The following is a 12,380-nucleotide window of genomic DNA, read 5'->3' on the forward strand; positions in this document are numbered from 1 at the left end:
AAGGATCTACCAACATGCCTCACCGTACCCCTAAGGATCGCAGCGACTTAATCCCTTTCGCCGGTGCAACCGAATTGCACATAGAAATTGCGCGTACACTAGACTTGATCAATATTTGGAATACCGCGCTTTGCGGGCAATTCCAGATTCACGATGTGTTAATGGTGTTCGCTGGTCAGTTCTCAGCGCGCAGTGTCGTACTCTACCGCTACGAAAATGACCGTATGCTGACGGTTTCGGCGGCGTACCCTACGGTGGGCAAGGCAAAGCCCGAAACCAGCAGCGGCGGTATGCTTCAATATGTGCAGGACCATCATGCAGCTGAAATGTTGCCCGGCGCTATCTTCCAGTCGAGTGATCTGCGCCGGGAGCCAACCTTTGAAAAGTCTCAGCTACGTTTGGAATGGGACCCACGGCTTGAGATTATGGAAAACAGCCTGATCCTGTTAGATAACGCCGAGGGACGGATCGACGCGCTAGAGCTGGCCTTTGATACACCTCCGAACACCACCCCGGAGGTTCCGACCACACTTACCGCGGTGGCGATGGCCAACGCTTGGGAAAATCGAATACCCGGGGTGATCTCGCGCAGTATTCGCGATTATTCGCGAGCCCGCAGCGTGCCAGCCGACTTGGGGCGTGCGGACATTCTGGGTCCACGCAACTCTGCTGGGCTCAGCCGCGCAGAACAACGTGTTTGCCGACTACTGGCCAGTGGCGACAGCGCCAGAGAAATTTCCGAGATGCTTAACGTTTCGGTCGCGACAATTCGCACCCATCTGCGCAGTATTTATTCCAAAACTGGTGCCAACGGCCGGGTACGGCTGATCGCACTGATTAATGATGGCAGGGGCATGCTGGAGTGAACGCCCCCCCCGTGATCTCTGTCGGTTGGCTTGTTATCCCGCTGCTTCTGGCGGTGATCGCATACGACATGCGCTTCATGCGCATCCCCAATTGGCTCGTAACACTTTTCGTCATCGTCGCTATATGCAGCTTGCCATTCTCTGTGTCTTGGATCGAGCTAAAGTGGCGTCTGATTGCGGGTGCCGGCGTATTCCTTGTCAGCCTTCTGATATTCGCGCAGCGGCTGATAGGCGGCGGTGACGTAAAATTGTTGACCGCCCTTACACTTTTGATCCCCGTCTGCGCGCTGCAGCTGTTCGGGATGATCCTGTCACTCAGCATCTTCGCCTCCGTGTTGGCACTCTTTATAACGCGGCGCGCGATGCTTGGCCGCCCGACGCGTTGGCTGGCAATCTCCGACAGGAGCGGCTTTCCGATGGGGTTGGCTATTGGCGTCGCGGGAATCATCTTTTGGCTGTTCGGTCCGAATCTTATGAGAATGATCACGGGCTAGGCGACCTGCACCCGTCTATAACGTTTAGATATGTACAGTTGGGGATGTTGCGTTATTCTGGCATGCTCAAGCGTTCCAGTTCGTCTCCGCTATTGTCCGTCGTCGGTGATCGCCGGAGTTGCTCGCATGGAGCTAACGGCAACCTTCGCCGCTGCAGTTTCTGCATCGCATCGTTCTGCGTCCATAACATGAACTGCACTGAGCAGTGTCTCGAAATTCCATTTTTGTCGCGTCCCATTACGATTTCACCCTTGCCGCCGCAAAACTCACACAGGATTTGGCCAGTTGCATGACAACGGTTGCAACGTTGCCTCACCGACTTCTTCGGCTCTTGAGAAGGATGCTTCCACATTCCGCCGTTGGCCCTCTACAAAAGGAACACGCATTAAGACACCATATTTACGAGCTTTTGTCACGGCTTTGTCAGGTTATTAACGCGCCCCGACTGCGCGCATAGCCCTCTGTCATGATCAGCAAAGTTTCACACAGCCTTGCCTGAAGGGCTTTCGCTTCCCCCGTTCCATCATCCCTTACGCCGTCTGGGCGTATCACCGCTTTGCGCTGAGCCTGCGCGATGTCGAGAATCTGCTGGCCGAGCGAGATGTGATCGTCTCCTACGAAAGCATCCGCGTTTGTTGCCAACGGTTCGGAGCGCAGGTCGCCGCGGGTATCCTTCGCGACCGTCCGGGCTCGACCGACAAATGCCACCTCGACGAGGTCGTGATCGCAATCCGAGGCCAGAAGCACTGGCTTTGGCGGGCGGTCGACGCGAACGGCGACGTGCTGTAGATCCTGATCCAAAGTCGTAGGAATGCCCATGCTGCCAAGCGATTTTTTCGAAACCTGGTGCGGCGATGGGGCGTACCGCGGGTCATCGTAACCGACAAGCTCCGCAGCTATGGCGTCGCCGTCCGGGGGCTATGCCTAAGCATCGAGCACCGCTCGCATAAGCGGCTGAACAAGCGGTCAGAAGCCTCGCATCGACACACAAGAAGACGAGAAAAGATCGTGGGCCGCTTCAAATCTTCGCGCCAAGCGCAGCGATCCCTTTTTGTTCACGATCAGACCGCAACCCTTTTCTGTCCGAAACGTCATCGCCTCTCCGCAATATCCTATCGCCACTCCCGGGCTGATGCGTTCAGCCTGTGGAACGAATATGCTGCTGACATGACCGCATGATGGTGACGCCGGTGTTCGTCACGTCGCGATAGAACAAGCGGACAAAGCCAATTGCACTGCTGTTACGTGGTCAGCCGGAGCGCATTCAGTCGTTGCAGCGGGAACATTATTTGTTTTCCAAAAGGTCTGACTTTTGGCTAACCTAGTCACACCAAATTCCGGGTCATTTCTGAGTTGCCACTTTCAGCAAATGCTGGGAGGCCTCGCTGCAATTGGTTTTTTTGCGTTCTCAGCACCCGCCAGTATTGCCGTGAGGCTCGGTATCTTCGCGACGGCGCTCGGATGCTTTCGCCATTGCAAATCAAGGCTGAAAAGTCTCGATTTACGTACTGTAAAGATGTATAGTACTTTTCATGCGAACCGGGCGACTCATGCGAGCTGGTCGGAGTGCGTATGGAGGCTACGAGCCACGCTCCACCCTACTTCAACGGGGCTATGGAGCGGCGGTTAGGCCATCTCCCGGACGTCCCCAACGGTCGGGGGTAAACATTGGTGTGTAGGGTACGAGTCGTTACATCTAGCGCGCCGGTCCCCCATTCGGGATCGGAGTGAAGTGGCCGGGGCAGGTCTTGTGGCGGTCGTGAACGACCACCGGAAACCGCCCCGGCTGCAACTTTGCATTAGTGCCTCATTGGCAAGTACGTTGCTGGACGATGTTTATTAACGGCATTCGAGCAAGGGGGCTGTGATTTTCACGATATCGTATCTCACAATCATGCGCAGAAGCTTTTCACCATGTAATTTTCACCAATGAAAATCGATCATGGTCAGGCCAAGCGACGCGGAAACCTATCCGCATACAGTGTATCTGTGATATCTGCGTCATGAGACGCCAATGTAAACGCCACCTTGAGGATTTCCGGGTACCACTGTTCGTATGATATAGTTTTAAGAGTAAGTGCATTTCTAGCTTGGTCTGGTCAGGCGTCTCAGAACTCTGAGGTGTATATGAAGATACTATCCGTTGATGACGACCTGTTCATTCTCGAACTTCTGTCCATGATGGCTGCCAAGGCAGGTTTTTCGGATGTGTCGACAGCGCTCTCGGGGGAGATCGCATTGGGCATGCTGAACAATGGTGATGTCACCTACGACTGTCTGCTGCTTGACATCAATATGCCCGACATGGATGGGATCGAGCTTTGTAAACTGGTTCGCGCCATGCCCTCTTATCACAAGACGCCAGTCATTATGCTGACCGCAAGGGCCGAGAAGGATTACATCGACCGCGCCTTCGAAGCAGGTGCTACCGACTATGCTAACAAACCTTTCAACATCGTAGAGTTAAGTGCCCGCCTCCGCATGGCGGAAGAGGTGGTCATCGCGCGGCGCGAGGTGGCAGCAGTCATATCGACAGTGGATGCACATCGCCCGACAATCGCGAGACAGCACACCTTTGATCTGCCTGACGCGATCCACATTGATGGCATCAAGAATTTTATCGAATATTCCGCCTTGGGAAATTATCTGACGCAGCTTTCACATGCAGGACTGGTCGGCTCGCAAGTGCTGGCATTCAAGATCGACCGGATCGGGGCGATCTACGCTCGAGCCTCGACAGATGAATTTTTCTACGCTCTCACGGAGGTCGCGGATGCCATTGGCGATGCGCTAAGCGCGAGTGGCTACATGATGGCCTATGCTGGAAACGGGGCATTCGTCGTTGTCTCAAACAAGGCCGATCTTGAACCGTCCGGCGGCTTGGAAAGCAAAATCCAGAACGCGATTGACGAGAAGAATACCGAATACGACAACGGCGACCCGCTGGACATTGAAATCTCCATCGGGAATCCGCTGCGTCCTAACATGAGTAAGACACAGCGCATTCGCAAAACCTTCGACCGTGCCCTTGCCCGCGCCGAAAACCGCGCTTTGAAAAAGCGAAATGACCCGAGGCGGCCTAACATTCGCCTGATCGGCAGGTAGGACAGCCACATCAGGGCATCACCTCCCAGTCCTTCGCGGAAATCGCAATGTTATTTACATCCCGAAGCGACCCGGGCTAGCGTATAATTTCCTTTGAAAAATTGACCCATGTGAGCCTTCCCCCGACGCAACTTACTGCGGGTGGCTGTGAGCGAAGCATGATTTCTGACTGCTAGGATTCATAGCTTCTTTGCAAATACAACCTGCAACGCAAGCAACAAGTGTTTCGGATTGTAAAGGCTTCGATATTATCTGTGCATCTATTCCCATGATCACTTGACCATCAACGGGAACGTTCCCCGTATGAACTACGAATGGAATAGAAAAAGTCGCTAGTTTTTTCGCAACGGCCTCGCAGGTATGATCCCCAAGATTGACGTCGAGAACGGCAGAATTGAGTGAGAGCCCCATCGCGATGGTATCAATGGCCTCCAGAGCATTTGCAGCTGTCAGAAAAGGCCCAAGAATTTTCGCACTTTCTGACGTCAGCCGACGGGGTCTCTCCCGGTTTAGGTCGCACGACCCGTTGTGCGGGCTCGATAATAGTCAAAAGCCGAAATCCCCTTCCGCCTTAGAGATGCCTTCAAGGACTGCAATCGGCGAGGGCGCAGCGTTGTCGTTGTCATGCGCTGCGATACCGAGAAAATGCGCGACGAGATCCAGCACAATTTGATCGTCATAGCCCGATACCAACACCGTCGGATCATCATAAACCGCTAATACTTTCATCACGACTCCAAGTTTGCTTCGACTTTACGATTCGCTCGTTGTCGCCAAACATTGAGGTCGTATTTTGGCGGATTTGCGAAATTCACCGTCGAAATTCGCCGCCTTTGCCACTTCAACGTCACATTGTCGGTTCAGCGCACTGCGACTTTTGTGAAGCAAGCGAAACTTTCTCACGCGGCCGATCCGGGCAGCCCTCATAGGACTCAAACAGGTCAAGCCCACAGACTGACCTCACAATTTGAGGTTGTGCCTTCATCCGAAGCACATTTGGCGACGATAACAACGCCAACGAAACTGGATGTCTCACTCTTATCTCCTTCAAGTTAGGTCACCGGTCTGCGCTCAGCCTGTTGCCGAATGGGAAACAATGAGGGCATAATGGCACCACTGTGTATAAAAGTCCTTGTAATGTCAGTTTGATGGCGTCACGTTTGTGACAAAGGCCGTGTAGCAAATCATTCCCAATTGAACCTTGGAGTCTCCCCCCCATGCAATCAAACACTCGTGCTTACGGGTCAGGTTCTGACAATCTCGATACGTCTGAAACAGCAAATCGGTCGGTGCGTGCCGATTGGAGTGCCTATGCAACGGCCTATGATCTGCTGTCCGAGCACAACCCTGAGTACCAAGCGATACTGCACAACTTTGAGGCTTTCCTTGCGACGATAGAGACGCCGCGCTTGATCTATGACATCGGCGGCGGCACCGGAAACTACACCGAGATCGCGGCCCGTGCTTGCCCGGAGAGCGAGATATGTCTCGCAGAGCCCGACGCTGGCATGATCGGGGCGGCGCGGTCCAAATTGGCAGCCCATAAAAATATCAGTTTTGAAGCTCTACCGCTTGAAAATATCGTAGCGCGAGGCACAGCTGATCTTGTCGTCTGCGTTCACGCGCTATACGCGATGCCCGCGCCAAAGCAGCGACTCGAGGATATGCGTCGGTTGCTCCGTCCAGGCGGTTGGCTCTACCTCGTCGATCTCGGTCGTCACATGAACGTGGCCGACTGGCGCGACTACCTGTTCTCACAGTTGAAAAAGAAACAGGGGTTGGCAGGCGCGCTCGGGGTCTTCTGGCAGGGTAGAGAGATCGCCAAGCAGAACAAGGCCATCCTCAAGGCACAAAAGAACGGCGTCTACTGGACGCACACCGGGGCCCAGATAGCATCCGCTGCCACCGCAGCTGGTTTCGAAATCCAGAGACAAGAAGTCGTTTATCGTGGCTACAGCGACCTACTCGTATGTCATGCCAAGCCATAGTGCGCACGGGCAATAGGATCGAGCATGAACGAACAAGTTATCGACGCGTTGAAGCACGTCCGCTACAAAGTTCTAACTGACAGCAAAGACCTCGAAAATCTATATCGCTTGCGTTACAAATGCTACCGTGCCGGACGATCGATCGCCGAGAACGAGCTTGGCATCATGACCGACGCATTCGACGAGACCGCGAATTGCGTCCATGTCGCGGTTGAAATGGACGGGGAGATTTTGGCGTCGGTGCGCCTCCATTTAATGTCCAAGCTTTCGTTCACATCGCCGACGCTGGAGGTGTTCCCCGAAATTCTGGATAATCTCACGCGCGGACAAACGATCCTTGATGCGACCCGTTTTGTAATCAACCCAGCGGCCCGCAAAAAGCGTGTGCCACTGCATTTTTTGGTCCTGCGCATCCCGTTTCTCGCGACGATGTTCTACGACATCGACTTGGCCCTTGCTCCGGTGCGGGCCGAACATACCGCGTTCTACCAACGCTACCTCGGCTATGAATTGGCGATGGGACCACGCAGCTACCCGGGATTGAGAAAGCCCATCCAGCTTCTGACCGCTGAAGTTCGCGAACAGCGCGCCGCGGTTCTGGCACGCACACCAGTTTTCGGTCCGGTGAACGAAATCCCACAATCCGATATTGCGTTTCCAGACCTATCAGAGGTTTACGCCGCTTCAAAGTATGGCAGTTTCAAGACGGCGTGACCGCCTCCCGTCGCGCGCGTTCGCCACGCCACCACGCTCGGTTCCCATTCTTCGTGGACGACATCTCCGGGTCCCGCGCGCGCGCCTTGTTCTTCGTCGAGGACGGCGCACCAACCGTAATCGCATCTAGGAGCGTACCCGAGCGCAGCGTGATGGCCTTCTCGACAAGGTGACCGTTCACCTCAGCGAAGAGCGCCTTGGTCAACTCGCGCCGCTCCAGCAGATGCCGGAAGTTGAGAGTTGTGGACTCATCCACTGCTCGGCATGGGTATGCGAAGCAATCACTGCAAGGGGGGATGCGGTCATTGCCCAGTTAGATCCCCGCTAAGCGGCGCATCGCCTCGCTGTGATAGAGCGTTTCTTCCGCCGTCGAGTCTCTCGGCGCATACCAGTTCTGAGCGAAGTAAGCCCGCAGCATTTTCTTAAACAGCATCGGCGGGGGTCCACCCTTCGATCCGGCCTTCGGATAGTAAGGCGCGATCAGCGCCAGCAGCCGCCCCGCGGCACCACCCCGTCCATCTCAGAAAGGAACAGTTCCCGCCACGTCTGCTTTTTCTTCATCTCATGGCGCAGTCCGGGTATGGCACGTTGTTTCGGCAGTGGAACGGCTCCTCGTGGGAATGGCAAAGCTTACCAAATTACGCCGAAAGAGGCAGATTTTTCATACGTTTTCTACGGAAGAATCCTCAACGCGCCCTGCGTATGGTCTAATTTCGACACATTTCGACCTTAGCTGTCTACCTTCGCAGAGTTGCAGAGGCAAACATGACGGATCTCAACACATTTTGGGCGGCCCGGATCAACTGGTTCAACTCCGATGGTCGCGAACAGAGCATCAAAGATTACATTGACCTTGCCAACCAGCTCATCTGGAAACGGCAAGCGAGCTTTCTCGCTGCGGCCATACTGGCGGCGTTCTATTTCAACCCTCTCTCGATTTTTGCGTTCTACGGAATCGTAGCCCTTACCGAAATGCTCGACTTGCTTCTCGGACGCCAATCAAAGGCTTGGAATGGCCAGGACCCCGTCGTGGGTCAGCAGATCCTCAAGCGCATCGCGATCAACACGGCCGTGAGCGCGATAGCGATCAGCGTTTTCATCGTCAACATTGCGCTTCAGCAGACTTCGCCAGGGCATTTCACGCCCCTCTTCTTTCTATTCTCTGCATCGGTCTTCGCGGCGATGTACAATAGCCAAATGAAAGGCATTCTGCTCTTGCGTCTGCTGATCTACGCTTTCGCGTTTCTATACATCGCATTTCTCGATGTGGTCCGCTATCTCCCACCAATCAGTTCTGACATTTGGTTGGAGTTCTTCACGATTTTCTTCGTGCTCTACTTCACTGGCGACATATCGGTGAAATTCTACCTCAGCCACAAGCAGCGGCTCGCACAGATGAAAATGATCAATGAAGAAAACGAGCGCACTAAGGCTGCCTTGGAGGTTAAGTCACGGTTTCTGGCCACGGTTAGCCACGAGTTGCGCACGCCGCTGACGTCGATCATCGGATCGCTCGAACTCATCAAGAACGACAGACTTGGCGTGCTGCCCGAGACCCTCAAGCCTGTTTTTAGCATAGCAACCAGGAACGGGCATCGCCTCGCTACCCTAATCGATGATCTGCTGGATCTGCAGCAGATCGAGGCCGGCGCGATGGTGTTTCATTTCGAACCGATCAATGCGAACGATTTGGTACAAGAGGCAGTGGAATCCATCGCAGGTTACGCCAGCAAACTTGGCATCCAAGTTATGTCTGACCCTTGCATTGAAGATTGCCAGATCAATGGTGATCGCAATCGCTTGATCCAAGTGATGAGCAACCTGCTATCCAACGCTCTGAAGTTTTCCGACGAAGGCGGCGCGGTTAAGGTGCGCGTCGAAACTCAGGGCGCCCGCATCCGTATTTTGGTCCATGACGAAGGATCAGGTATTCCGGAAGGCGCGAAAGACTGCGTGTTTGGCAAGTTCAGCCAAGTAGATTCCTCTGATATTCGCAAGGTCGGCGGCACCGGCCTTGGCCTCAACATTGCCAAGCAAATCGTCGAGCGCCACAACGCCATTATCGATTACGTCAGCGAACCGGGTGTCGGTTCAACCTTTTATATAGAGTTCGACCGGCAGACAGGGGGAGATGACCCGAGCGCCAAGATCAAACCGCTCGCAACGGCGGCCTGAGGTGCAGAAATTCCATCGCAGGTGCTGTCAGACCGATTCGAACCAATTTCAGCTAGGACAGGGAGGCTACAATTTAGTCTGCGCAAAGATTGTGCGGTGCTGTCAGGCAAATGCGAACCGGTCTCTGAAAGAGCAGTGAAGCTGCCCCTTATGCCGCGCCGAGATCGCGCCACTCGGCGAGAGCGACAGCCCAGTTCAATTTCAAATTATCACGTGAGAAAAGGTGGCGTTCCTGATTGAAGAGGTAGTGAACTGAAGAATGAACCGCATCCGCCTGACCCGGCTTCTACAGATCTCCGCGGGTGAACACTGAACCAAATCTGTTCCACCAGACCCTGACCATCTCGTGACTATTGTCGATGCCACGCTCATGCAGAAGATCCTCCACATCCCGAAGCCAAGTCCGGACACGGACATATAGCATCACCGCCAAGGGTATAATCTCGGGGCTCGTCTTGAAATAGCGAAAAGGACTGCGTTTTGCTATGTCGCGATGCTAGCAAGCCGCCCTACCTCGCTCAAGCCGGTTTGATCTGACAGTGCCGCGCGACCGCATAGCTCGTCATATCTCAGCTATGGCTTCTGCAACAACGGGCGGCCATTCTATATATGTATCATCGGCAACACAGCATTCTGCGGTCTGACAGATTACTGGCAAATTCTCTTGCTAATCTAGGTGTGCCCGCCGAGAGTCGCTACTCTCGGTGGAGGTCGCGGACGGGTAAATGACGAAATTTGCTTTGGTACTTGCCATTTGGTTGGGTTTTCTGACGAGTACATCGGCCGTCGCCGGTAATCTTGATCGCAATAAGACACCAATCGACCTGATCTTCGATGAAGGCAACCGCGCTGAGCTGTCGATGACTGTGGTCGCCCCCAATGTGACGGGCCGGGACAGCTCTGGCCATGCAGTCGGCAATGTCGGCGAGGATTTCGGAAGCGTCGCCGCTGGCATAAAGTTGCAGTTCGGGCAGCGCCTGTCTTTCGCGATGATCTACGATCAACCCTACGGCGTTGACACCCAGTACGGCGGATCGCCGACGACAACCCTCTTCGGTGGCGCTCGCTCCCAAGCGGAGAGCGACGCTTTGACGGTTTTGATAAGCTACGACGTCACCGACCGCATTGCCATCTATGGCGGTCCGCGTGTCGTGCAGGCGCGGGGCAATATTACCCTTTCTGGATTGGCCTATGGCCCCCTCAACGGATACGATGTGCATTTCGCCACTGATAGTGCGTTGGGATATGTCGTGGGTGCGGGCTACGAAATTCCCGAGATCGCATTCCGCGCGGCGCTGACATACCATTCAGATGTCGACTTGGAGATGCAGACTGTCGAAACATTTCCCGGCACCACTCCGATTTCGACCGGACCGACTGGGGCCACGCTGCCTCAGTCGCTGAAATTTCAGGTGCAGTCCGGAGTGGCTGAGGACACATTGCTGTTTGCCAGCGTTCGTTGGTCCGATTGGAGCAAATTTACGCTGGACCCGAACAGTGCGGTGACGAACCTAGCAATTCTCGACGATGCATGGACATACGAGATTGGCGTTGGGCGTCGGTTCACCAACAATTTTTCCGCCCGCCTGAGTTACAGCTATGAACACGAGGAGGGTGAGAAGCTGGTATCACCTTTGGCACCGGCAAAGGGTGGCCAGACCGTAACGCTGGGAGGCATCTATCAGCTGACGCCCCGGATCGATATTTCTGGCGGAATAAGCTACACTTGGCTGGGTAAGGCCCCACTTGAAACCTACCCGGAAAATGTAGTGCGCGGCACATTCGACGACAACGGAGCATTTGGTGCTGGCCTCAGGGTTGGTGTCAGTTTTTGATCAGTCTCGACAACGGCAGTATCAGACGAAACCGGCTTGAGCGAGGTAGGGCGGCTTGCTAGTATCGCGCCATGACGAACCGACAGACCCCAAAACATGACTGACCGCCCGAACGCCCTGACCATCCATCTAAGCGACGAAGAGTTGGCGTTTCTAGAAATGTCAGCGCATCGGATGAGAACCCTTGTCGCCCGTTGTGATCCAAAGGAAGCGCCGCTCTCTATGTTGAAGGTGACTCCTTGCTGCTGGCTGTCTTGCTGATAGAAATGGTGCTGAGCCAGTTTCTGAAAGGTCAGGAGGCCGAAGCATGACGCCAAGGGAAGCGAGTTTGCGGCGCGCGACGGATTATTTGGTTTTGAATGTACCGGTCAGCGTTCGAATGAGAGCGGACGAGCTTCTCAAGCAAGCAGATGGCGACAAGCAAACTGCCTTAGAGCTGGCGCTTGTGTGTGAAGATCAGGCGCCAGATTGTGCCTATGTTTTTGCGGTCATGGTGCGCTCGCTTAGCCAATCGCGCGCCCAAGCGGACAAAGTGGGCAGTTATGTTCTTGTCGAAGTGATTGAGTAAACCGATAGGAAAGTTCAAGTGTTGGATCAAGGTATGACACGGGAGAAAGAACCCGCTATTACCGACGACGAACTGATGAGGGCGCTTCACTAGGGCAAGGGTTGTCCAAAATGTGGCGGCACAGGGTGCGTGTTTGTGGAAGATGCGCAAAACGTGGAAGATTGCCCATCGTGTGGACATGTCATAGCGTTATTGCCAGACAAAGGATTGAGTGTCGCACATACCCTGAGCACCTTTCCGCAGGTGTTTGTCGATCCAGTCATCAGAAAGATCGACACAATCTCTTTTGGAAGGAGGAATTATGATTGACCGCCGTTGCCCTCCGACGATCCATCTGAGCGCCGATGAAATCGGTATTTCTTTAGAAAGTCGCGCAAGAGACCAACAGCTTTATGGCCGACAGCCACCCGCCGAATTTTCTCGCACCGCATGTCAGGCTCCATTCGCCAAGCGCAGTGAAGGGGTCAGGTTCCCGTAACAGCGGGGCTAACGCCTGCGACAGGGGCTAGGCATTCAGATCATGCGTTCGCTCCAGCTTCCTTTCTCGGTACAGAAGACCCCAGCGCAATGCATGCTGGCAAATGAACGATCTGACGGTTCTCAGTTTCTTTGCAGAGACCGCCTGCAACGCAAGC

At 54.4% G+C, this 12,380-nt stretch carries 10 protein-coding genes and 2 pseudogenes; 9 read left to right on the forward strand and 3 right to left on the reverse strand.

From position 1 onward, the window contains the following. The first annotated feature begins 14 nt into the window (after positions 1-14). From MK6180000_RS12425 to MK6180000_RS12440, 4 genes and pseudogenes are all read left to right on the forward strand, one after another. Positions 15-866, forward strand: a complete 852-nt coding sequence (locus MK6180000_RS12425; protein WP_138935024.1) for a helix-turn-helix transcriptional regulator — start codon at positions 15-17, stop codon at positions 864-866. Then, the gene (locus MK6180000_RS12430; RefSeq protein WP_138935025.1) at positions 863-1,360 is read left to right on the forward strand and encodes an A24 family peptidase; all 498 of its coding nucleotides are present in this window, start codon (positions 863-865) and stop codon (positions 1,358-1,360) included. The genes MK6180000_RS12425 and MK6180000_RS12430 overlap by 4 nt, the downstream gene beginning before the upstream one ends. Before the next feature lie 466 nt (positions 1,361-1,826). Further along, positions 1,827-2,539 (forward strand): annotated as a pseudogene (locus MK6180000_RS12435) (IS6 family transposase). A gap of 948 nt (positions 2,540-3,487) precedes the next feature. Continuing rightward, the gene (locus MK6180000_RS12440) at positions 3,488-4,465 is read left to right on the forward strand and encodes a response regulator transcription factor (protein WP_138935026.1); all 978 of its coding nucleotides are present in this window, start codon (positions 3,488-3,490) and stop codon (positions 4,463-4,465) included. Between the two features lie 546 nt (positions 4,466-5,011). Here MK6180000_RS12440 and MK6180000_RS12445 read toward each other — a convergent pair. Next, a complete protein-coding gene (locus MK6180000_RS12445; RefSeq protein ID WP_138935027.1) occupies positions 5,012-5,194 on the reverse strand; it encodes a hypothetical protein in 183 nt (60 codons plus the stop codon). Between the two features lie 488 nt (positions 5,195-5,682). Between MK6180000_RS12445 and MK6180000_RS12450 the strand changes: the two genes are divergently transcribed. Further along, the gene (locus MK6180000_RS12450) at positions 5,683-6,453 is read left to right on the forward strand and encodes a class I SAM-dependent methyltransferase (RefSeq protein WP_138935028.1); all 771 of its coding nucleotides are present in this window, start codon (positions 5,683-5,685) and stop codon (positions 6,451-6,453) included. 24 nt (positions 6,454-6,477) lie between these two features. Next, positions 6,478-7,167, forward strand: coding sequence for an N-acyl amino acid synthase FeeM domain-containing protein (locus MK6180000_RS12455; protein ID WP_138935029.1), 690 nt, complete (start codon positions 6,478-6,480; stop codon positions 7,165-7,167). A 313-nt stretch (positions 7,168-7,480) separates the two neighbouring features. On the opposite strand, the gene MK6180000_RS21100 is transcribed toward MK6180000_RS12455, so the two are convergent. Further along, a complete protein-coding gene (locus tag MK6180000_RS21100; RefSeq protein WP_484335611.1) occupies positions 7,481-7,600 on the reverse strand; it encodes a hypothetical protein in 120 nt (39 codons plus the stop codon). 332 nt (positions 7,601-7,932) lie between these two features. Here MK6180000_RS21100 and MK6180000_RS12460 point away from each other — a divergent pair, with 332 nt between their 5' ends. Continuing rightward, positions 7,933-9,342 carry a sensor histidine kinase gene (locus MK6180000_RS12460; protein ID WP_138935030.1) on the forward strand — a complete coding sequence of 470 codons (1,410 nt, stop codon included), beginning with the start codon at positions 7,933-7,935 and terminating at the stop codon, positions 9,340-9,342. Positions 9,343-9,606: 264 nt separating this feature from the next. On the opposite strand, the pseudogene MK6180000_RS21010 reads toward MK6180000_RS12460, so the two are convergent. Continuing rightward, positions 9,607-9,829, reverse strand: a pseudogene (locus tag MK6180000_RS21010) (IS6 family transposase); the annotation flags it as partial. A gap of 238 nt (positions 9,830-10,067) precedes the next feature. Here MK6180000_RS21010 and MK6180000_RS12470 point away from each other — a divergent pair. Together MK6180000_RS12470 and MK6180000_RS12475 are read left to right on the forward strand one after the other, a co-directional pair. Then, positions 10,068-11,177 (forward strand): OmpP1/FadL family transporter, encoded by a 1,110-nt coding sequence (locus tag MK6180000_RS12470; protein WP_138935031.1) that lies wholly within the window; start codon positions 10,068-10,070, stop codon positions 11,175-11,177. A gap of 328 nt (positions 11,178-11,505) precedes the next feature. Then, entirely contained in the window at positions 11,506-11,745 is a 240-nt protein-coding gene (locus tag MK6180000_RS12475; protein ID WP_138935032.1) for a hypothetical protein, read from the forward strand. Positions 11,746-12,380: the final 635 nt, after the last annotated feature.

It is taken from the genome of Roseovarius arcticus (genome assembly GCF_006125015.1).
In the GTDB taxonomy this organism is placed as follows: domain Bacteria; phylum Pseudomonadota; class Alphaproteobacteria; order Rhodobacterales; family Rhodobacteraceae; genus Roseovarius; species Roseovarius arcticus.